Here is a 23,150-nt window from a genome sequence, read left to right on the forward strand (position 1 = left end):
TTGTTAGGTTAAAAAATATCCGCAGGATCAGCAGAACGGAGTTTTCGCATCGCTATTGCGCCAGAAACAGTACACATAATTACCGTTAAGATAAAAACATTAATTGCCCGATCTACCTTCATAGATATTGGTAAAAGAGTTGCGGCAAAGGTGACTTGATATAACCCAAAAGATAGGAAAAATGCAGGTAAATAACCCAATGCAGCTAAGAACAATGCTTCTTGTAATAAAACTCGCAAGAGATAATTATCAGTGTAACCCATTGCTTTGAGAGTAGCGTATTCTGGTAAATGATCGGAAACGTCGGAATAAAGAACTTGATAAACGATGACAATACCAACAATAAAACCGACGATTACACCCAAACTAAAAATGAAACCAATCCCTGTACCAGTAGCCCAATAAGTTTTTTCCTTTTGGGCAAATGTTTCGGGAGTACCAACTTCAACAAAGGGATTTTGAGGATCTGGATTTAGTCCTATTTGTAGTTGTGCTTTGACTTTTTCAATATCAGCACCGGGTTGAAGAGTAATTAATCCAACTTCAATTTGATCAGCTTTGCGAGTAGAAAATAACTGCAAAAAAGTAGAATCACTAACTACTACATTTCCATCCGCAGCAAAAGAAGCACCATTTTGAAATAAACCCTTAACACTGACATTCTTTCCGCTTAATTCGGCGTTAAACTTGCCAGTTTCTCGGAAAATCTTGCCAATTTCTCCATATTCTGGACGACTGGCTTCATCAAATATAACTTGATTCAATTGTTTAAGATTATCTTTTTTGGCTTGAAGTTCAGGAAACTTTAAACCAGGTGTAGCCGGATCTACACCCCAAACTAAAATAGATCGATCCATTTTAGTTTGAGGATTGCGCCATTGTCCTGTACTAATGTAAATAGAACTAACTGATTTTACACCGTTATAACTTAATGCTTGATAAAGTCTTTCTCTAGAAAAGCTTTTGACTGAAAATAGGGTTTGAAATTGAGGATTTATTAATACTAAATCTGCTTGTAAATTGCGATGAGGTTGAATAGCAGCATCAAATAATGCACTTTCAAAACCCATCTGAATAAATATCAACATATCCGCGAAAGTAATTCCGGCCACTGCAACCAATAGCCGCGTTTTTTCCTTCATTAACTGTCGCCAAGCTAGGGGGGTTTTCCGAAACATTTTATTAATCATGAGTTTTTTTATGCACCTTGACAGGAAATAAATTACAATTTAATTGCTGTTTGTACTTGTAAGTTAGTTAAGCCAGAAACTTTTTTACTATCTTCAGGAGTTAGGCGAATTTTTACTTCGACAATGCGACTATCTAAATTTTCTCCTGGTTGATCACTAAAAACATTCTGACGGTTGACTTGTAAGCCAATTTGCTGGACTGTACCTTGTAATTTTCCTGGAAATCCTTGACTGGTGATGATGGCTTTTTGTCCTAATTTGACTTTACTAATATCGGTTTGATAAACTTCTGCTACTGCCATCATTTTGTTAGTTTGGGCAAAGTCAGCAATTCCCTGATCACCAATTTTTTCACCGACGCGGGTATGAATTTTGATAATTTGTCCCGCCATAGGGGCGCGAATATAAGCTGCTTCTAGTTCGGTTTTTGCCCGGTTAAGATTAGCGATCGCACTCTCAATTTCTGTTTGCGCCAACTGCACATCTACAGGACGAACTTCGGCAATACTATTCAGTTTAGCTTGAGTTTCCCTAATTTGTTTATTGCTAGTATTGTTAATGCGATTGAGGGCAACTTTGGCTTCGGCTAATTGTTTATTAGCTGTAGTATTAATCCGATTGAGAATAGCTTGGGACTCACTTAATGTCTGTTTAGCAGTTTCTACATTTAAACGTTTACTATCAATTACAGAATTAGAAACTGCCCCTTCCGCAAATAACTTTTCATAGCGTTTATATTCTGATTCGGCATTTTTAAGTTCGGCGGTGAGTTTATTAATAGTTGCTGTTTGGGCAATTCTATCACCTTCCCATTGGGCTGATATGCGAGCAATATTTTCCTCTTGGGCTTGTCTGTCTCCTGCATATTGGGCTTTAATTCGTTCAACAATTGCTGACTGTTCTTGAATTTCTCCTAATTTAGCCCCAGCTTTAATTTGTGCAAGTTTGGCTTTAGCAACTTTGACTTGTTTCGTGCTTTGAATAACAGCATTTTTTAAGAGATCACGGGTTTGTAAGATAGCAATTACTTGTCCTAATTTAACATGATCACCTTCTTTAACTAAGACTGCGGCAATGCGATCGCCATCCAGTCCTAAAGGTGCAGATAACTTAATTATTTCTGTTTCTGGTTCTAGTCTACCTAAAGCGGTGACTGCTTGAGGAGCAGGGACAATTGGTTTTGATTCTGTGACAGAAGTTTTACCCAATTGTCCAAAATGAGAAACTCCATAAATGACAATTCCTAATGGAATCGCAGTAGCCGCAAGCATTAAACCAATCAAACCTGGACTTGGGGATTTAAACGACAGTTTGTAACTCATTTTCACTACCTCATCACAAAATAAATTTATCGGTATTTATGGCTGTTAATTATTAATTTAACTCTGGACTTTTTGCTGTAAATATGCCGTGATCATTTCTCCTAAAAGCTTACACTGTTCGGGAAAATCAATATTCTCATTACCCCACAATTTCTCTAAAACAACACCATTCACAAAACTCAAAACAAAAGATGCTAATCCGACATCTCGAACACCTAATAACTCACAGGCTACCTGCTGACATCGTTGATTAGCACGTTTGAAAACAGTGCTATTATTTAGCATGATTTTTGAGTCTTGATGTTGACAAAAATCAACCCATAAATAAGTCCATTTAATTAAATAATCCTCATTTTTAACAAGGTATTGACCTAAAGTTTCCATCAATTCTGATAAGGTTTTTTTTCCTCCAAATTCTGTTAAAGCTGTAATGACATCCTGCTGACTAATTTCTTCCACCAATTGCTCAAACAAAGCTTGTTTGTTGGGAAAATAATGATACAGCGTACCTGTGGAAACCTTTAAACCCGCAGAAATCTGCCGCATAGTAATAGCTGCATAGCCTTTTGCCGCGAATAAATCAAAACATTGACTGAGTAATTCTTTGCGGTATTGTTCGTGGTCAACAATTTTTGGCATAACATGGCTTGCTCTTCACCAGGGGGATCATGGATTTTATATTGAACGTTTGTTATATTAAAATAATAAAATAAGTCTAAAGTATTTGTCAATATCTTTTGACAAATTATATTTCCTAATTAAAATGGTGTTTTTACTTGTAAATGCAAGATTTTATTGACATGAGGATGCTGAAACCTCAACTCCCTTGCGTGCAGATATAATCTCCCAATATCCTGATGATAACCATAGAGTTTATCACCCAAAATACTCATTCCCAGTCCCCTCTTATCCGCAGCATGAACCCGTAATTGATGGGTACGTCCGGTAATGGGTATAAATTCCACACGAGTATAATTTCCTCCCCTATTTATCACGCGAAAGCGAGTTAAACTAGGTTTACCCTGTGCTAAATTTACTTCTTGATAAGGGCGATTGTCAGGATTTCCCCACAAAGGTAAATTAATTTCACCTTCCTGAATATTGAGAACACCTGCAAGTAAAGCTTCATAAACTTTAGATACTTGTCTTTTTTGGAATTGTTTGCTGATTTGAGAATAAGTAACTGCATCTTTAGCAATTAATAAAATTCCCGAAGTATCTTGATCTAAGCGATGTCCCGCAATTATTTCTTGATGATATAAATAACGTAAACGACTAATTACACTATCTTGATTATGAAAATAACGCCCAGGAACAGATAATAATCCTGATGATTTATTGACAGCAATTAACCATTCATCTTCATAAATTATTTCTACATGATTTGGCTTTAATCCTGACAATAAAAATCCCATTAATGGTTGACATCTTTCCAAACAAGCACCATAAAATTCTCCCGAAATTTTATCCTCCACAGGAGAATCACCCCACCAAAATTCAGCCATTGCCAAAGGTTTTAGTTGATGAGTAGCTGCATAATGTAATAATTTAGGAGCGCAACATTCTCCTGTTCCAGTTGGTGTTCCTGCTGGTAATAATTGCTGTAGAGATAAAGATTGTCCTTGAAAATTAGTTAAGCTATAAGCAGCGTGCATTTCTGTTTGTAACTGTCGGGATAATTGTTTACGCTGTTGTTTTAGTGCGGCAATTTTCTGATCTGCTGATGTGATGATTTTCTGTAAAGGCTGTAAAATTTCATTTTGACGACGTTTAAGATTGCGACGTTCAATTCCTTGTAGACGACTTTCTGCTGCCAATTGTTCCAGCGCAATTTTTAGAGATTCATCCGTGAGAGTTTGCCAAAATTCTTGACGTTGTGTCTGTCGTTGTAGTTTGCTATGATAATGGTGTAAACTAAGAGCCTGTAACTGTTCAGTATATTCAGCAGATAGAGTTTTATATTCTTCTCTTTCTGAAAGTTTCTCAAGGCTAATAATTTCTTGTTTAATGGCTTCTAACTTGGCTAAGGTCTGAGTTTCTAATAAAGCCACTTCTTCTCTACCAGGAATTGGTGAAACCCAACCTTGAACCATACTATTACCATTTAATAAACCAGAAAATGCTTTAATAACTCTTTGTTCACCATTGGGTAATTCAACCAACAAAATACCATACATTTTTTCCTCCTGGGAATAAAGATGATTTTGCTCAAGTTGTTGCATAAGACTATTAGCTATAGCTTCGGCTAAAGGGGTACGGGGTAATCTGAGTATTTCCCCTGTTTGGGGACATTTTCCTTCATAGTAATAGTTAGGCTGTGCCGAAGTAATGATCAAATTAGATGAGATAAAATCTGAAAGCGGATGCAGGTAAATCATAAAATATATAGAGTATGATGAGATATTTGATAGTTAATAAATTTTTGTTGAAGTTGATTGTTTTAATTTGCAAGCTTTTTTTAGTATGGACGTTAGTATATTTTACAATACCTCTAATTATTCTCACACCAGAACTCACTAATAATCCAGTTGGGAATTTTATCATCACTTTGGTATTTTTGTGTTTACCATTTTTCCTCATATATTTATTTGTAGATGAGGATATGAAAAAAATTTCCCAGTTTCTGGCTATACTAACAAACAATCAACGCTATTACCAAAAAATTCATAAATTAATTGCTTTTATAACTAGATATTCGATATTAATCATAATATGCTGCATTCCATTGTTATCTTTTTTCTCATCCTATCAAATTCAAGATTGGATTTATTGGCATCCTCAGCATAGACAAGATAATTATACTCAATTGAGTCAATATTTACAAGCTAAGAATTGGGAAGCTGCTGCTAAAGAAACACAATCAGTAATGTTGAAAATCACTAATAGAGAAAATAATAATTGGTTAAGTACCAGAGCCATTGAAAATTTTCCTTGTGAAGCTTTACAGAATATAGACAATTTGTGGTTAAATGCTAGTGAAAATAGATTTGGTTTTAGTGTCCAAACTAAAATCTGGAAACAAGAAAATAATGGTCAAATTAATTTTGATGATAAAATAGATGAAAAATTTCGTCAAAAAGTGGGATGGAAACCAGAAAATATAACCAATATAGAATCTCATTTCCAATTATCTACAGATACCCCCATAGGATATTTACCTAAACCTGTAGGAACGTCTTTGGGAAAAGCTTGTGTGGGAAATTTAGATAGGCTTTGGTTTGGACAAGCAGTAGGCTGTTATCACAAGATATTTATTCGCATAAATGATTGTAAATAAAATAAGTGATATATTGGGGATGGGGAACAGATAAAAAATACAGATATTTTTGTTTTTTCTAAAAATCTTGAATTAATTTTGCTCGGATAATTATTGAATTCAAATTGTGCTAAAATAACGTGAGTTCGGAGTTTCTCCTTCGGAGACGCTACGCGAACGGAGTTATGATTTTTTCAACGAGAGAATAAGGGCTTGAGACTCCTACGTGGGGTGAGTTTTCCACAAATTATCGTTATGTCGAACTCACGTTAAAATAACTATTTTTCGGAACTTCACTAAATGCGTAATCCACAAAAGAACCACATTAAAATTGATCCAGCCACCCTGGTTTTAATTGGGTCTGCTTTGATACTATTACCACTACTACTCGCTGGCTTTTTGGGGTAATTATCTATCCACAAAGTTAAAAGTTGGTTATTTCCATTAACTGAAAATAACCATCAACTAGCACCGCAGGAAGTGGGTATGAAAGCCAAGCAAATAAGCCATCTCTAGCCTAAGTGAGTATTTGAAATTCGCAGCAATTATCAAACCGATACATACCGCACTATTTATGCTATAGGAATCCGGTTTGATTCTGTGAATTTACTTGTGTGGTCAGGGAACTCTTAACTGAGAACAGAAAAGACAGGATTGATACCTACTGAGTCTTGTATGGCTACGCCACGCAAGCTATCAAAAATCAAATAGGAGTCCTATATAAAAATAGATAATGCTGTGTATGTTATCCATGTTTTCAAATGTTTAATTTTTGAAAAAATCTGATATAATTAGATCAAGCTTTTACTTATAGGTTGAGATGATCATGGGAACAATCACTAAAAAAAATATAAAAAAATATATTTATTGGCAAGAGGAAGATATGTTTATCGGTTACTTAGAAGAATATCCTGATTATTGGACTCAAGGAAATTCCTTAGAAGAACTCCAGGAGAATTTATTGGATTTATATCAGGAATTTTCTAGTAATAATATTACTGCTATTAGAAAAATTGCCGAGTTATAATTATTGTCAAAAGAAGAGATTTAATTAAAGGATTAGAAGAAATTGGTTGTATTTTTATCAGACATGGTGGTAAGTCCTCTCACAAAAGTTTCACAACCAATTCCTAGACATCGAGAAATTAATGATAATTTAGCGAAACATATTCTAAAAATGCTGCAAAACTCTTAATTTTTCTTTTTTGAGATTAGTAAATTTCTAAGTTGAGGTAATCAATATGACTCAAGAATTAATAGACCTCAGAAACAGTATTGTAGAAAAACGTTACAGCGATGCTTTAGCTATTGTTGATGAATTAGAGGGGATGAGTAAACAAGCCATATTACGAAATATTCAAGCATTTTTGAGAATTTTGTTAATTCATTTAATTAAAAACCAAATAGAAAACCGATTAACTAATTCCTGGGTTGCTTCTATTCGCAATTCATTGGTAGAAATTAAAAAAATAAATCTCAAAGAAAATAAAAAATCCTATTATATCAATCAAGATGAATGGGATAGTTGGTTAGAAGATGAAATTGAATTAGCCATAGCTGATGCTAGTTTAGAAATAATGAATGGAAAATTTAAGCGTCAGCAACTTTCCCAAATGTTAAACAAACCACAATTAATATTAACTGCAACCGAGTTAATTAACTTTACTTATAATTATCAAGTGAGAGAATTACCAGATATTATTGATGATTATTTAGGTAATTTAACTGGTGGTGAAGATTGGAAGCTAGGGAAAAAGTAATGTTTGAAAAGTTTCCGGCGATTATAAAGATGCCTCCGGCACGCTGACGCGAACTCTAGTACACAAACAAAGTCTACCTGTGTGGACTAACGAAAAATTAAGGTTTTCAACCCATGAAGATGGGTTTTGTCTGTGTAGCCGCGACTGACCGTCGCCCATAGATATATAAATTTATACCTTTTAAACAACCTTTAATGATCACAAGTCATCAAAGAACAATAACTAAACCTTAAAATATGCCAGTTAAATTAACTTTATGCCTTTTGTGACTGTAAGAATCAGCTAAGTCAGACTAGAATTAACCGGGCCAGTTAACCTTTGCTGAAATTCCCAACACAGGAGGTTTAATTTTGACGAAGTTGAAAATTGGTATTAATGGATTCGGTCGAATTGGTAGACTTGTGTTACGTGCTGGTCTTGCTAATCCTCATATTGAATTTGTAGGAATTAACGATTTAGTTCCTCCCGATAACCTTGCTTATCTTCTCAAGTACGACTCTACACACGGGAGATTGAAAAGCAAAGTTGCAGCTAGAGAAGACGGGATTGTAATTGATGGTCATTTTATTCCTTGTGTATCCATGCGAAATCCCGCAGAACTACCTTGGAGTAAATTGGGAGTAGATTATGTTGTTGAATCTACAGGACTTTTCACCGACTACGCTGGGGCGGAAAATCACCTGAAAGCAGGTGCAAAGCGGGTTGTGATTTCTGCACCGACAAAAGAACCTGAAAAGGTAAAAACAATGGTCGTGGGTGTAAATCATCACCTATTTGACCCCGCCAAAGACTTGATTGTATCTAATGCAAGTTGTACTACAAATTGTTTAGCTCCCATTGCGAAAGTCATTAATGATAACTTCGGTTTAGCCGAAGGGTTAATGACTACAGTTCACGCCACAACAGCCACTCAGCCCACGGTAGATGGTCCCAGTCGCAAAGATTGGCGCGGTGGACGGGGTGCGGGTCAAAATATTATTCCCTCGGCTACAGGGGCGGCTAAAGCGGTGGCTTTGGTATTACCAGAATTGAAAGGTAAATTAACAGGAATGGCTTTGAGAGTTCCTACTCCTGATGTCTCCGTAGTTGACTTGACTTTCAAAACCACCAAAGCCACTTCTTACAAAGAAATCTGTGCAGCCATGAAAAAAGCTGCGGAAGGTAATTTAGCAGGTGTGTTGGGTTACACCGATGAAGAGGTAGTATCTACAGATTTTCAAGGTGATTCCCACTCTAGCATCTTCGACGCGGGTGCAGGAATTGAACTGAATAGCAATTTCTTCAAAGTTGTCTCTTGGTATGACAACGAATGGGGTTACTCCAACCGCGTCGTTGATTTGATGTTGTCAATGGCCAAAAAAGAAGGATTGATTTAGGTGACAGGTGAGAGGTGACAGGTGACAGTGAGAACCGCAAGAGGTAAGAGCAAGATTAATATTCTTCTCCCCCTGCTCCCCGCTCCCTGCTCCCCTGCCTCTTCCAGGGCTTAACGGAGTGTGCTACCTTAACGTTACTCCTTACATACTTATGCGTCGCACTAAAATTGTTTGTACTATTGGACCTGCTACATCTTCACCTGAGAAGTTAGAAGCTTTGGTAAGAGCGGGAATGAATATGGCGCGGTTGAATTTTTCTCATGGTGCTTATGAGGCTCACGCTCAGGTTTTTCATCATTTAAGACAAATTAGCAAGGATTTACATAAGCCAATTGCAATTATGCAGGATTTGTGTGGTCCAAAGATTCGCTTGGGGAAATTACCACCGGAAGGGTTAATGTTGGAAGCTGGAACTGAGGTGACTTTTCTTTTACAAGAGAAGGGTGAAAATATTGATGAGTTACCCTTACCTCTACCCACTCTATTCGCCATGATGCGCTGTGGTGAACCAATTTTAATTAATGATGGTCGGGTGAAATTAACTGTTACCAGTCGTGACGCTGATAGAATTCATGCTCATGTAAATATTGGCGGTTTGATTTCTTCTCATAAAGGTGTAAATTTACCTGCAACTCCTTTACCTGTAAGTTCGATTACAGAAAAAGATTTAATGGATTTACGATTTGGGATACAATTAGGAGTAGACTGGGTAGCAGTGTCCTTTGTGCGATCGCCCCAAGACCTCGAACCTGCACGCCGGATGATTGAAGGTGCTGGCTCAAAGATTCGCCTCATTGCCAAAATTGAACGAGCGGAAGCAGTAGAACAGCTAGATGCTATCCTAGAAGCTGCTGACGGAATTATGATTGCCCGTGGTGATTTGGGGGTGGAAGTACCGATTTATGAAGTCCCCCTGATTCAAAAAGAAATTGCCCGTCGTTGTAATCAAGCTGGTAAACCAGTGATTACGGCTACCCAAATGTTAGAGTCTATGATTAGCGCCCCTGACCCCACTCGCGCTGAAGCCACAGACGTTGCTAACTCAATCTTAGATGGAACAGATGCGGTGATGTTATCTGGAGAAACCGCAGTGGGCGAATATCCCATAGCTGCTGTTCAAACTATGCACAATATCGCTTTAAGAACAGAAACCGTACTCCAAGAGGGACATAGACATTCTTGGAGTCCGAAAGCGGGTAGTTTGACAGTGACAGAATCAGTATCTCAATCGGTGTGTCGTATTGCCTATGAAACTGGTGCAAAAGCGATTCTCTGTAATACAACATCAGGAAGTACAGCCAAACTGGTGTCTAAATATCGTCCCAGCACACCGATTATTGCGCTTACTTCCGACTGTACCGCTTATCGTCAATTGGCTTTATCTTGGGGTGTAGAACCTTTACTTATTCAACCTGTTCACAATGCTGAAGAAATGTTTGTGAATGTGGTAGAGACTGTTGTTGCTAGTGGTTTGGTTCAAGAAGGAGACAAGGTGGTGATTACCTCTGGTGTCCCAATTGGTCAATCTGGAACAACAAGTTTAATTAAAGTGCATTCTATTGGACAGCCAATTACGGCATGACGCATCTAAAATAGGTAGTTGGTAATGGGTAATTGGCAAGAGGCAAGAGGCAAGAGGCAAGAGGCAAGAGGTAAGAAAAATTCAATATCCTACCTATTTCCTATTCCCTATTCCCTATTCCCTATTCCCTGTTCCCTGTTCCCTAACCACTGACAACGAACAACTGACTACTGACCACTGACATTGGAGTATGTTATGCCTAAGAACTTACTAGAAGCACTACGGGCAGTAACCGTTGTGGTAGCGGATACCGGAGATATCCAATCAATTGAACAGTTTAAACCTCAAGATGCTACTACCAATCCCTCACTGATTACCGCTGCGGCACAAATGCCAGAATATCAGGATATTGTTGATCAAACTTTACTCAAAGCTAAAAAAGATGCGGGCGCTGGTGCTAGTCAAGCCCAGGTGGTATCTCTGGCTTTTGACCGTCTGGCGGTATCTTTTGGATTAAAGATCTTACAAATTATCCCCGGTCGGGTGTCTACAGAAGTAGATGCTCGGTTATCGTATGATACAGATGCTACTGTGGCTAAAGCACGGGATTTAATCGCTCAGTATAAAGCTGCTGGTATTTCTAAAGAGCGGGTTTTGATTAAAATTGCCTCCACTTGGGAAGGTATCAAAGCTGGGGAAATTTTGGAAAAAGAAGGTATTCACTGTAACTTAACTTTACTATTTGGTTTGCACCAAGCGATCGCCTGTGCGGAAGCTGGGATCACTTTAATTTCTCCTTTCGTGGGTCGGATTCTTGACTGGTACAAAAAAGATACTGGTCGGGACAGCTATCCCTCCGCAGAAGATCCAGGTGTATTGTCTGTCACCACAATTTATAACTACTATAAAAAGTTTGGTTATAAAACCGAGGTCATGGGCGCTAGTTTCCGTAATATCGGCGAAATTACAGAATTGGCTGGTTGCGATTTGTTAACTATTTCTCCTGGTTTGTTGACAGAATTGCAAAACACTGTGGCTGAATTACCGCGCAAACTTGATCCCGCAAAAGCAGCAGGTTTACCAATTGCCAAAATCTCTGTTGATAAAGCTACGTTTGATCAAATACACAATGGCGATAGCGAAGCTCTGCTGCAAGCAGATCGCATGGTTTCTGATAAACTCTCAGAAGGTATTGATGGTTTCACCAAAGCTTTGATTTCTTTGGAAAAACTATTAGCTGAAAGATTGGCTCGTTTAGAAAGTGAAAAGGTAACTGCTTAATAATTGGTGATGGGTAATTGGTAATGGGTAATTGGTAAAATTATTACCTATTTCCTTTTACCTATTACCCGCTTGATCTACTAAGTAGGTGAACACAATAAAACCAAACTGTGTAAAAAAACGTAAAATCGCTGAAAACTTCTTTACTCTTGCCTATTGCCTATTGCCTCTTGCCTTGCTATAACGACAATTTTCAACGCCAACCTACTTACAAGGCTTTTATTAAATCCTGAAAAATAACCGTTAAATATACTTAAATCACTAATTATCACTAAATTCTCACCTTTGAAATTTTGTTAAATCAAAATAGTTTAAATCATTAAATATTACAGAAAATAGGAAAAATTACTAATCAAGCTGCTCACTACAAGCATATCCTCAATATTCTTAACCTTGACTTTATTTAAACCTAGTGTAATAGTATTACTATATTTTTAGTGGGTAGCCTAATCCAAATTCATCGAACCTGAATTTGAAACGGAGGAACCAAGTATTTGGGGCTAATCTTACGAGAGACACCTTCCAGTCTTAGCCCGTCAGCTAACTCCGTCGGCAATGGAAGGAACTTCCAAAGTCTTGGCTGTAATATCAGTTATGATTAGGGCTTCCTTAAATAAATTTTAGATTTTGGATTTGAGATAAATCTGAAATTTACAATTTTTATCCCCCGCTTCTCATTGACTAATCGTTGCAAGGGAGAGAAGTTAAAACTGTGAAAATCAAGCCAATGTTAGCACGGTTACAAAGTGCTATCGGTCGTGATGACCTAATTGAACAAATGGTATTATTGCCAGAAGCTCAAACCTCATTTTCCGAAAGAGTTTCCCAGGCTAAATCAGCTAATTTTATCGTGGGCTATAATGGTTCACCTCAAAGTCACACAGCCCTAGATATAGCCTGTTGGATTGCTCACCAAACGAGTTTAGCTACTAACTTTCAAATTACAGTCCAAGCTGTTTATGTAGTAGCAGAAAACTTCAATTATCAATCTGTTGATATAGTCAATATTGCTGATAATAAAGCTCAATTAGAATACCAATTCAGCCAGACATCAAAGCCAGCCACCTGGCGATTAAATCAACCCAAAGGAACAGCAATTTTACCGCAATTAGCCAAAGAATCTATAACTTCCATCAAGGAAGCAGATAGAATTGTTTGGCAAGCAAAAACTTTAGCTGAAGAATGGCAAGGTTCGTTTAAATCTCATTTGCGGTTTGGCAACACTGCAAAAGAACTGAAAAAGGTTGTGCAATTAGAAAGTGCAGATATTCTCTTTTTAGGATGCCAATCTAGTCATCATCCCATGATAGCAACACTCGGTAAAAACTTCCCTTGTGCAGTTTTGGGTATTCCCCATTGTATTGATGAATAATATCTGTTTTTAAAGACACGAAGAACAGGAAGGAAGAAGAAAAGAAGATAGGTAATTTTTCACCGGGAACGGAGTATAAGCGTCCTTGGATTGCGATCGCCTACAACGCACCTATTTCTGTGAACTACAACCTAATCGAGAAACCGCTGTAAGCTGCTGATAATTCCTCCTAGCTTGTAGCGGTTTCTGCTATGTATACTAAAAACAAAAAAACAGGTATTGTTAATGAATCAAAAAAATATATTCTCCGTCAATAGAGATATCAGCTATTTACCTGTTTCTAACAGAGGTTATATTTATGCCATTACAATCAATTCGGGTTTTATTGTTGGGTAGTCTGGGCTGTTCTTTATTTTTTAGTAATACTGTAGCTTTTGCTCAAGTTGTTGTTCCTACAGTACCATCGGGTTCATCAACCACCATCCCAACTTCCACCACCGTTGACGACAGTAGCACCAGGTTTAGTTGTCAATCTAACAATGGACAGTTTACAGTCATGTATCAGCCCCAAAGCCAACCAGGACAATACTTTGCTTGGGCTGCACCTCAGAGTTTAGGAGGCGGTTGGGATGCTCAAAAACGTTGTCAGGCGATCGCTACCCGTTTAGAATCATATCGCCCAGATGGATTACAAGAACTGCAAATAGCCAGAGAAAATAGGGAAAATATTATCTGTGTCACCACCGAAGCCCAACCCAGTTGTCGAATTGTCTTAACAGTCCCTCGTGGCAAAGATCCTTATACTATTCGCAATAGTGTCTTCCAAAACTTAACTACTGCTGATACTGGACAACAAACTATTGCTGTCAATACCTACAATAATCGTAACAGCAGCAATGACAATAGCTTATACAGTCTGGGACGAACGCTTTTAGGTGGGAGCAAGAATCAGGTTACTTCTGCTAAAGGTGGGATTAATTTGAAACCATACCTTGATCCTAAAGATGGTGGTACAGGCGGAAAACTGAGGAATGGAATAGCAATTCAAGTTAATACCAGGCCTCAAAGTCCCAGTCGTCTAAATCCGGGCAGATTTCGTTAATTATGATTCCGGGCAACCACAGGTGGGATTGCCCCTACAGTATTTTTGTGATTATATTTACCTTTTTAGAGAAATTAAATTTACCCTTTATATAATTTTGTCCTGTATTAACTTATTAGGTGTTGTAATTATTTCTCAGGATGGATTGATTTTTGAAGATTAGTGAGTAAGTGAAGAATAGGCAATCACCGCAATGACTGGTTATCTAATTTAGGCTGCTAATTCGTCATTATTCCCCATTTCCTAGAAAGTAAGTTTGATATGACAAATTTATTAATTTATGGTAAGTTGGTACGATAATATCCAAATATCAACACCCTGACTACTTAAATGCCCAGAAATCAACTTTTGGTTATTGGCAAATAATTAGTATTTAAATACTACACTGAAACCAAAGCAAAGTAAAGTTGTCATAAATTGTATAATTTAACCAAAATATAACTTGGTGACAATCTAATTCTACTATCTTTTGAAGAGAAATTAACAATGGTGACAAACCTGATTACAAGTAATATGAATCAAGTTCTACAATTGGGCGATCGCACCCTCCAGCCTACAGAAGTTTTATCATTATTGTCGGAATACCAGCTACTACCGCTATTAATTAAGGAAATACTTATTGATCAAGCGATCGCAGAAATTGTCTGTACCCCAGAAGAGGAACAACTAGCCTGTGAACAATTATCGCAACAATATCAGGGACTAGAACCACAGAGCGAAAGTTTCCAAAAACTGAAAATTATGGCGGTACGACAATTGAAACTAGAAAAGTTCAAAGAGGAAACCTGGGGAAGGGATTTAAACTCCTACTTTTTGCAACGGAAAAGCCAGTTAGATAGGGTAATTTATTCCCTAATTACCACCTCAGAAGTTGGTATCGCTCAAGAAATCTACTTTCGTATTCAAGAGGGTGAACAATCTTTTGCGGAATTAGCACGGGAATACGCCCAAGGACCAGAATCCCAAACAGATGGCTTAGTCGGACCCATAGATTTACAATCCCTCCATCCCACATTGGTGAGTATCCTCTCCAAAAGTCAACCACAACAACTATCACCCCCAACTCAAATCAATAACGTGATAGTAATTGTTCGCTTAGAAAAAATCCTACCAGCCCAACTAGATCGTTCCATGGGACAAAGGTTACTAAATGAACGATTTAATCAGTGGTTACAAGCACAAATGACAGAAAAAAAATGTCAGATCCAGACCATGTAAATCGCCAATATAAAGTGAAATAGATAACTCAATCAATATGACTTATACCCAGAGTACCTTTGAAGAATTCATTGCCAGTATTGAAGGATTTGATCAATTATCAAAGGAGGAAATTAACAAACTCGCATCATCACAAATTCTCCAGCCTTTACGTTATCGCATAGGACAAAAAATTATTGGTAAAGAACAACTACCAGAAAGGATCGCTATTCTTTATCAAGGTAACGTCAGACTATTGGGATATAATCCCCAAAACCAATTACCAACTACCTTAAAATTACTGCAACCAGGGGCAATAATTGGCGAAATTTCTTGGTTACGTGAACTTCCTTGTGAAACCGCGATCGCTTCCACAGAAGTCATCTGTTTAACCTGGAAAGCCGCAGATTATTTCCAATTTATCAACCGCAATCCAGGCTTTGCTAAAGCTCGTCAACACATAAGTCACCTCATTGAAATATTTGATATTTTGAGTTCCCAGGTAGCACAAAAAGCTTTAGTCAATCACAACCTCAAAGACATTACCCAACAGGCTCAATTAGAAGCAAAAATTCATTATTTATCACCAGGAAAAACTGCTTTAAGAGAATTAGATAGCGATCGCGTATGGTTCGTGAGTGGTCCTAGTTCCCTACCCAATTTCCCACCCAATTCTCGCCTAGAAACCGACGTAATTGAAGTTAAAGGCAACATTCCTCTCCGCCTATTGGGCATTAATCCTCAAGACCTATCATTACTTGATGGTGTTACCATCGAATCAGAAACATTAGAAACTATATCAGATAGCAGAGTAGATTCGGAAATTCCCTACGCCCAAGAACCAGAATTTGTTCCCCCCACCACATCAAACAAGCAATTTAAAAATCAAAACTATCCATTTTTCCGGGGACAAGGAGAATTAGATGCCACTCTAGCTTGTTTTCAAATGCTATCCAAGCATTTAGAAATGCCCTTTCGGAAAGAAGTAGTCCGCCGCATTTTAAACGACCAAATTAAGCGTCAAGGGAGTATATCTTTTCAAGTTTGCGCTTATTTATGCGAACTAATTGGACTTAAATCCCAGCTAGTTGATGTTCCTGCTGTTTCCATCAATCGGATTCCGACACCAGCATTAATTCGCTATCGTGACAGTTTTGCTGTCCTCTATGCAGTAGATGGAAAAACAGTAGTTTTGGGTTTACCATCTCAAGGCATTATCAACTGCCAAATTAATCAATTAGTAGAAGAATTAGAAACCGATGATGCTAATCTGCAACCACAAGTTAGAGTTTTATTACTGAGTGCAACCAAAGAAACACCGAAAGAACGCTTTGGTTTAGGGTGGTTTGTTCCTTACTTATCACGTTACCGCCGGGTACTGATAGAAGTATTTATTGCTTCCTTCTTCGTCCAACTAGCTGCCCTCGCTAATCCTCTGGTTATTCAGCTAATCATTGATAAAGTCATCGTCCAAAATAGTATTAGTACCCTGAATATTCTAGGAGTATTACTATTAGCAGTGGGTGTATTTGAAGCAGTATTAACTACCTTGCGGACTTACCTATTTGTAGATACCACCAACCGCATTGATATGAGTTTGGGGTCACAAATTATTGACCACTTACTGCGCTTACCACTGCGCTATTTTGATAAACGCCCAGTTGGTGAACTATCCACCAGAATTAATGAATTAGAAAACATCCGTCAGTTTCTCACCGGTACGGCTTTAACAGTAGTGTTAGATGCCCTATTTTCCGTTGTTTATATAGTTGTCATGTTGTTTTACAGTTGGCAACTAACTTTCGTCGGATTAGGGACAATTCCTCTGTTTGTGGTAGTGACATTAATCGCTGCTCCCACAGTCAGTAGACAATTAAGAACTAAGGCTGAACGGAATGCCGAAACTCAATCTTATTTGGTTGAGGTTATGTCAGGTATTCAAACAGTTAAAGCCCAAAATATTGAATTACGCTCTCGGTTTTCTTGGCAAAAGAAATACGCTAAGTTTGTCGCTGCCGGTTTTAAAACTGTGCTGACTTCCACATTAGCTAATTCAACCAGTCAGTTTCTCAGCAAACTTAGTAGTTTATTAGTTTTGTGGGTGGGAGCTTATTTAGTTTTGCAAGGAGAATTAACATTAGGAGAATTAATTGCCTTTCGGATTATTTCTAGTTACGTTACTACCCCAATCTTACGGTTGGCGCAAATCTGGCAAAACTTCCAAGAAACTGGTTTATCCTTAGAACGATTAAGTGATATTGTGGACACACCACAAGAGGCAGAAATAGATCGGAATAATATTCCCCTTCCTGCTGTAAACGGTGCTGTTAAATATGAAAACGTTTCCTTCCGATTTGCTGCCAGCGGCCCACTACAACTCAGCAATGTTAGCGTCGAATTTGCCGCAGGTAAATTTGTAGGCATTGTCGGACAAAGTGGTTCAGGCAAAAGTACAATGATGAAATTACTGCTCAGACTTTATGACGCAGAATCTGGCAGAATTTTAGTTGATGGTTACGACATTGCCAAAGTCGAACTTTATTCGCTGCGGCGGCAAATTGGTGTAGTTCCCCAAGATACGCTCTTATTCGATGGCACAGTTCAAGAAAATATTGCCTTAACAAATCCTGATGCCACAACTGAGGAAATTATTGAAGCCGCAGAAATTGCTGTTGCACATGAATTTATTATGACCTTGCCCAATGGTTATAATACAAGAGTTGGAGAACGGGGATCAGCCCTTTCTGGTGGACAAAGACAGAGAATTGCGATCGCTCGTTCTGTATTACAAAGACCTAAAATCTTAGTTTTAGACGAAGCCACCAGCGCCCTAGATTATCCCACAGAAAGGCAAATTTGTCTCAACTTAGCTCGCGCCTTTAAAGGCAACACAGTCTTCTTCATTACCCACCGTTTAAATACTGTTAGTAATGCCGATACTATCGTCGTCATGGATAACAGTAGAATGATAGAACAAGGTAGTCATCAAGAACTCATGGCGGCTAAAGGTCATTATTTCTACCTTTATCAACAACAGGAAGTAAACTTGTAATTTGTTAGTTAGTTGTAGGGGTTTAGCTCATGCTTTACCCTGTTCATCTCGTTCCCAGTCTCTGACTGGGAATGCCATTACAGAGGCTCTGCCTAAAGCCGTTATATAATTCATTCCTATACAGAGTAGGAAACCGAGAAAACTAACAAAAGCAAGTCATACATTAGACCTTTCAAACTCTAAAATTACACACCACTAAATATTCAATCTAAAATCCCAAATCCCAAATTATTATGACTCAACTTAATCGTAGTTACACCAACGGCAACGGCAACGGAAATGGTAACGGTTCTTATAGAGATGCACAAGTATTAACACCACCCAAACCCGCTCCTAAACAGCCAAAACCCGATTTTAATTTTAATAACTTCGAGCAATCTGTAGTTTTACGCCAATCCCCGATTTGGTCACGAACCATCATGATTACTCTCATGGGATTAGCTTGTTTTGGGATTATTTGGGCTTGTTTAGCGAAAATTGAGCAAGTAGTTCCCGCCACAGGACAATTAAAACCAGAAGGAACAGTCAAAGACGTACAAGCTCCCATAAATGGAGTTGTAAAAGCACTGTATGTCAAAGATGGTAAAGAGGTAAAAAAAGGAGATTTATTATTAACTTTTGATTCCATTGCAACCTTAGCCGAATTAAATTCACTGAATAAGATTCGATTAGCCTTAATTCAAGAGAACAATATCTATCGTCGCTTAATGGGAGCAAGTACCGGAATAGATACTGAAATAGCATTTTTACGCCGTAAACTACCAGGAGAATCAGCTTTTTTGCTCAAAAGTCGCGCTTCTTTAGTAACAGAAAATGAACTATTACGTTCTCAATTAAGAAATTTACCAGGAGCAGCAGGTACAGGAATTGATGAACAACAATTATTAGCAGTTGCAAAAACAGAATTAGCATCTCGTTCCAAAGCCGCAGATTTGGAAGTTGAAAAAACCCGAAAACAACTTTCTCAAACCAGATTTAAACTGCAAGATACTAAAAATGGTTTAGCAATTCAAAGTCAGATTTTAGCTAGTCTCAAAACCTTAGCTGAAGAAGGTGGAATTTCTAAACTGCAATATCTGAATCAGAAACAACAGGTACAAACCCTTTCAGCAGAAATATCACAATTGCAGGAAGAAGCAAAACGACTACAATTTGAGATTGATAAGGGAAAAGAGCAATTAACCAATACGGTTGCTAGTTCTGATAAAACTATTTTGGAAAAAATCGGTGCTAACAAACAACGGATTGCGGAAATTGATAGTCAATTCATGAAAATTATCCTGGACAATGAACAGCGTTTAGCAGATATTAATAGTAAAATCTCCCAAACACAATTAAATGTTAGATATCAAGAACTCCGCGCTCCAGTAGGAGGTGTAGTTTTTGATTTACAAGCTAAAAATCCGGGTTTTGTTGCCAATTCTACCCAAAAATTACTGCAAATCGTCCCCAAAGACAGTCTCATAGCCGAAGTTTTCATCACCAATAAAGATATTGGTTTTGTGAGGAAAGGTATGAATGTAGATGTGAGAATTGACTCCTTTCCCTTTAGTGAATTTGGTGATATCAAAGGTAAAGTAATTGGTATTGGTTCAGATGCTTTACCTCCCGACCAAAACCATCAATTTTATAGATTTCCAGCCAAAATCCAGTTAGATAAACAACAATTAAGTCTCACCAATCAAGATAGAAAAATATCCTTACAGTCCGGTATGTCTATTACTGCTAATATTAAAGTCCGGGAAGAACGTACTGTGATGAGTTTGTTTACAGAAATGTTTACCAAGCAAATTGAAAGTTTGAACGAAGTACGTTAAAGATAGTTAAAATTCATTATTCAGTAGGGGTAATTCATGAATTACCCCTATTTTTTTATATATAGCGGTTATCGGTTGGATGCAATGCCATCGAGGCCGGGTAAACCCCACCTCTACAGGTTTTACAATTTAATCACTGTATATCATTCAAGTACATAGTGCTATAGTATAATTCATAAACATTACTGTATGGATTGGATATGCAAAATTACTTTATTACTTTATCAAATATTTACAAAATCAACCTTGTTATTTAACTCATGTATGACAACATCTGCAAATTTCTTGCTGAAAACTTCAAAGACGACTTAGCAACATGGTTACTAGGTTCACCAATTAAATTAACAGAACTTAGTCCTACAGAATTATCTAACGAACCAATTAGAGCCGATTCACTCATACTATTACAATCTGATGAATTAGTTCTGCATCTTGAATTTCAAACAGACCCTGACAAAGATATACCCTTTAGGGTGTTAGATTATCGTGTTAGGGGTTATCGTCGGTTTCCTCAGAAAAAAATGCGTCAAATAGTGATTTATTTGCGAAAAACAGAGTCAGAACTAGTCCATGAAAACAGTTTTAGATTAGAAAATACTTACCATCAGTTTGATGTCATTCGTCTATGGGAACAACCCACAGATAAATTTATGACTGTTCCTGGTTTATTGCCTTTTGCTGTGCTAAGTCAGACAAAAGATCCTACAATGGTATTAGCCCAGGTAGCGCAAGCTGTGGAAGCAATTACCGATCAACAGCAACAAAAAAACATTGCTGCTGCCAGCAGCATCTTAGCAGGTTTAGTATTAAAAAAAGATGTAATTAGGAATATTCTCAGGAGTGAGATTATGCGCGAATCAGTCATTTATCAAGAAATACTCGAAGAAGGTAAAGCTAAAGGTAAGGCTGAAGGTAAGGCTGAAGGTAAGGCTGAAGGTAAGGTAGAAACAACCAGAAAGTTAGCTTTAAATTTGTTACGAATTGGGATGAATTTGGAACAAATTGCTGAAGTTACAGAATTAACTCTTGAGGAAGTTCAAGCTTTACAAAATTTGGCATAATTAACATTGAAAATATCTATTTCTCTCTATCTGGTTTTTATAGCGTAAATGGGAGAAATAGATTCATTCGGAAAAGAGGAGTTAGTGGGGTGTATATAGGGTTTGCTGAAAAGTGAGAAAAGGATTAATGTTTTTCTTTATAGCTACCCATGAATGCGAGAAATAACAGAGCGATTATTGCCAGTATAACCGCAAAGAAACCAAACTTGGCAACATCAAAGAAGCCAGTATTAGGTGGTGTATAGGATGGGTCAATTGCTTGGGCTAAACCGCCTACAAACTTTCCTGAATCAGTTTTCAAGTAACGCCGCGCTGCCTCTTCTTGTTTCCAGATGTCACGCATTGGCTCAAACATATCATATATTCCACTCAGCAATAGTCCACTGATGATACCAGTCAGGACTCTAGTTTGAATTCTTTTCGCACCTGTGTAGAATAGATATCCTAAAGCCAGCAGGAGAAATAATGAAATTATGCCAATAGCATCGTTAATCAAATGGTTTTTAGAATTGTTTATTTGCTTAACTAATGGGAGAAATAAGGTAATAATTGCTAATGCCGAAGCACCAACACCCAAGGGATTATGATTATCACCTTGAATAGATTGGCTGATTATTTCTCTAGCTTTTTGGCTTAGTTTGCTAATGTTTTCTTCGTTAGTAATAACAGAAATAAGATTGTTGCCTTTTAGTAGATAAATGTCGAGGGCATTTTCTCCGTCAATTTTGAAATGTACTGTTTGACCTATGCGAATAGGTTCTTGGCTGCGAAACTCACTAGCATTAAATTCATAGCGGTTTTCGTCATTGCCTCGTATGAGACCTTTCTGTTGTTGTGCGTTGTAATCGAGAATTTTTCCTTCCATATTTGGGCTGTTAGCTTAATAAGTTGTTTAATAATTAATGCGCGCGGGGATAAATAATGCGTAGGGGGAGTCCAGCGGGTGGGTCTAGAGGTTGACAGTTTTGGTTCTCACACAATTTCTCTAGAACGTTATGTTGTAACAAATTATCAACAAGCATAAAAGTGTTATCACCAAGAACTTCATTTGTTTCTGGAAACTTACCATCACCTTCACCAACAGTTGAAACGTAAATTCCTTCACCTCGTTGAATAACTGTTCGAGTTACTTTACCTGGATATAGTTCGTGATTTGTACGAGTATAGTTTGTTATTGTGAAATTTTTATTATCAACTGTAGTTGTAATTCCTCCTACAACTGCTAGGGTATTTTCCATGCAATTAGTGACAGGTTCATGATTATCTGGAAGTGGTGCAAGATAAGCTGCATTGGAAGTCATCATTGCAAACACAAATTCTTTTGAGCAACCTTTGAGATAGCTTGTAACACACATAAGTGTTTCATGACCATATTTGTGATAATTCTGGGCGTTTGAAAAATCGTCTATTATTTTCGGATCATTGCATATTGTATTTGTCTCAGCTTGAACTGCTACTGGAGACAAGATACCTAGAAGTAACAATATTTGAGCAGCCCTTTTAAATCTCTTGGCAACCTCAAGTTTATTTCCTGAATAATGATTTGACATAAATCCTCCTTCAAAAATCGCTGAAAAATCTCGTTTGAAAGCCTGTTCGGGTTCTAATTAGGTCGAAGGTAAGTGAGGATTATGAAGGGGATATGGCTGTTTATTGTAACGACAACCGTGATTTAATAGAATCAGGGGTAAAGAATTTAGTTGAAAGTCAATTTGAACAATTAAAAAGTTTACCAGAAGTCTATAAATTACTGTGTCGTTTAGAGGGTGTTTGAAAAGTCTCTCATGGTGTATCAAATTTTTTCAGATCCCCCTAAATCCCCCTTAACAAGGGGGACTTTGACTCTATTTCCCCCCTTAACAAGGGGGGTTAGGGGGGATCTGTAAGTACCTAAAATCACAA

At 37.6% G+C, this 23,150-nt stretch carries 19 protein-coding genes and 1 riboswitch; of the genes, 13 read left to right on the forward strand and 6 right to left on the reverse strand.

Features of this window, described 5'->3' with window-relative positions; genetic code table 11:
* Positions 1 to 8 precede the first annotated feature (8 nt).
* The 4 genes from devC to PN471_RS01320 all read right to left on the reverse strand — a co-directional run bounded on the left by devC (position 9) and on the right by PN471_RS01320 (position 4,890).
* Positions 9 to 1,190: an ABC transporter permease DevC gene (gene devC, locus PN471_RS01305; RefSeq protein WP_193892800.1), complete on the reverse strand. Its 1,182-nt coding sequence runs from the start codon at positions 1,188 to 1,190 to the stop codon at positions 9 to 11.
* A 32-nt stretch (positions 1,191 to 1,222) separates the two neighbouring features.
* Positions 1,223 to 2,512: an ABC exporter membrane fusion protein gene (locus tag PN471_RS01310; RefSeq protein ID WP_271775346.1), complete on the reverse strand. Its 1,290-nt coding sequence runs from the start codon at positions 2,510 to 2,512 to the stop codon at positions 1,223 to 1,225.
* Between the two features lie 57 nt (positions 2,513 to 2,569).
* Positions 2,570 to 3,151, reverse strand: coding sequence for a TetR/AcrR family transcriptional regulator (locus PN471_RS01315; protein WP_271775347.1), 582 nt, complete (start codon positions 3,149 to 3,151; stop codon positions 2,570 to 2,572).
* A gap of 119 nt (positions 3,152 to 3,270) precedes the next feature.
* Positions 3,271 to 4,890, reverse strand: coding sequence for an RluA family pseudouridine synthase (locus PN471_RS01320; protein WP_271775348.1), 1,620 nt, complete (start codon positions 4,888 to 4,890; stop codon positions 3,271 to 3,273).
* Positions 4,891 to 5,114: 224 nt separating this feature from the next.
* On the opposite strand from PN471_RS01320, the gene PN471_RS01325 reads away from it, so the two are divergent.
* From PN471_RS01325 to PN471_RS01380, 12 genes are all read left to right on the forward strand, one after another.
* Positions 5,115 to 5,789 (forward strand): GUN4 domain-containing protein, encoded by a 675-nt coding sequence (locus PN471_RS01325; RefSeq protein WP_271775349.1) that lies wholly within the window; start codon positions 5,115 to 5,117, stop codon positions 5,787 to 5,789.
* Between the two features lie 805 nt (positions 5,790 to 6,594).
* Positions 6,595 to 6,795, forward strand: coding sequence for a type II toxin-antitoxin system HicB family antitoxin (locus PN471_RS01330; RefSeq protein ID WP_271775350.1), 201 nt, complete (start codon positions 6,595 to 6,597; stop codon positions 6,793 to 6,795).
* A 214-nt stretch (positions 6,796 to 7,009) separates the two neighbouring features.
* The gene (locus PN471_RS01335) at positions 7,010 to 7,528 is read left to right on the forward strand and encodes a DUF29 family protein (RefSeq protein WP_271775351.1); all 519 of its coding nucleotides are present in this window, start codon (positions 7,010 to 7,012) and stop codon (positions 7,526 to 7,528) included.
* Between the two features lie 350 nt (positions 7,529 to 7,878).
* On the forward strand, positions 7,879 to 8,904 hold the full coding sequence (gene gap / locus PN471_RS01340) for a type I glyceraldehyde-3-phosphate dehydrogenase (protein ID WP_271775352.1): 1,026 nt from the start codon (positions 7,879 to 7,881) through the stop codon (positions 8,902 to 8,904).
* 151 nt (positions 8,905 to 9,055) lie between these two features.
* On the forward strand, positions 9,056 to 10,486 hold the full coding sequence (pyk, locus tag PN471_RS01345) for a pyruvate kinase (protein WP_271775353.1): 1,431 nt from the start codon (positions 9,056 to 9,058) through the stop codon (positions 10,484 to 10,486).
* A gap of 195 nt (positions 10,487 to 10,681) precedes the next feature.
* Entirely contained in the window at positions 10,682 to 11,707 is a 1,026-nt protein-coding gene (locus PN471_RS01350) for a transaldolase (RefSeq protein WP_193892778.1), read from the forward strand.
* Between the two features lie 441 nt (positions 11,708 to 12,148).
* Positions 12,149 to 12,274: riboswitch (cyclic di-AMP (ydaO/yuaA leader) on the forward strand.
* A 160-nt stretch (positions 12,275 to 12,434) separates the two neighbouring features.
* Positions 12,435 to 13,079: a universal stress protein gene (locus PN471_RS01355; RefSeq protein ID WP_193892934.1), complete on the forward strand. Its 645-nt coding sequence runs from the start codon at positions 12,435 to 12,437 to the stop codon at positions 13,077 to 13,079.
* A 298-nt stretch (positions 13,080 to 13,377) separates the two neighbouring features.
* A complete protein-coding gene (locus PN471_RS01360; RefSeq protein ID WP_271775354.1) occupies positions 13,378 to 14,121 on the forward strand; it encodes a COP23 domain-containing protein in 744 nt (247 codons plus the stop codon).
* A gap of 513 nt (positions 14,122 to 14,634) precedes the next feature.
* Positions 14,635 to 15,339: a peptidylprolyl isomerase gene (locus PN471_RS01365; RefSeq protein WP_271775355.1), complete on the forward strand. Its 705-nt coding sequence runs from the start codon at positions 14,635 to 14,637 to the stop codon at positions 15,337 to 15,339.
* A 37-nt stretch (positions 15,340 to 15,376) separates the two neighbouring features.
* Positions 15,377 to 18,370 (forward strand): peptidase domain-containing ABC transporter, encoded by a 2,994-nt coding sequence (locus tag PN471_RS01370; protein ID WP_271775356.1) that lies wholly within the window; start codon positions 15,377 to 15,379, stop codon positions 18,368 to 18,370.
* A gap of 233 nt (positions 18,371 to 18,603) precedes the next feature.
* Positions 18,604 to 20,187 carry an HlyD family efflux transporter periplasmic adaptor subunit gene (locus PN471_RS01375; protein ID WP_271775357.1) on the forward strand — a complete coding sequence of 528 codons (1,584 nt, stop codon included), beginning with the start codon at positions 18,604 to 18,606 and terminating at the stop codon, positions 20,185 to 20,187.
* 260 nt (positions 20,188 to 20,447) lie between these two features.
* Complete coding sequence (locus PN471_RS01380) at positions 20,448 to 21,248, forward strand: Rpn family recombination-promoting nuclease/putative transposase (RefSeq protein WP_271775358.1); 801 nt, start codon at positions 20,448 to 20,450, stop codon at positions 21,246 to 21,248.
* A gap of 124 nt (positions 21,249 to 21,372) precedes the next feature.
* Here PN471_RS01380 and PN471_RS01385 read toward each other — a convergent pair whose 3' ends face one another.
* Together PN471_RS01385 and PN471_RS01390 are read right to left on the reverse strand one after the other, a co-directional pair.
* Positions 21,373 to 22,113: a hypothetical protein gene (locus PN471_RS01385; RefSeq protein ID WP_271775359.1), complete on the reverse strand. Its 741-nt coding sequence runs from the start codon at positions 22,111 to 22,113 to the stop codon at positions 21,373 to 21,375.
* A 34-nt stretch (positions 22,114 to 22,147) separates the two neighbouring features.
* A complete protein-coding gene (locus PN471_RS01390; RefSeq protein ID WP_271775360.1) occupies positions 22,148 to 22,798 on the reverse strand; it encodes a hypothetical protein in 651 nt (216 codons plus the stop codon).
* A gap of 92 nt (positions 22,799 to 22,890) precedes the next feature.
* Between PN471_RS01390 and PN471_RS01395 the strand changes: the two genes are divergently transcribed.
* Positions 22,891 to 23,022, forward strand: coding sequence for a hypothetical protein (locus tag PN471_RS01395; protein ID WP_271775361.1), 132 nt, complete (start codon positions 22,891 to 22,893; stop codon positions 23,020 to 23,022).
* The last annotated feature ends 128 nt before the right edge of the window (positions 23,023 to 23,150 follow it).

It is taken from the genome of Aphanizomenon sp. CS-733/32, from assembly GCF_028330045.1.
Taxonomy (GTDB): domain Bacteria; phylum Cyanobacteriota; class Cyanobacteriia; order Cyanobacteriales; family Nostocaceae; genus Dolichospermum; species Dolichospermum gracile.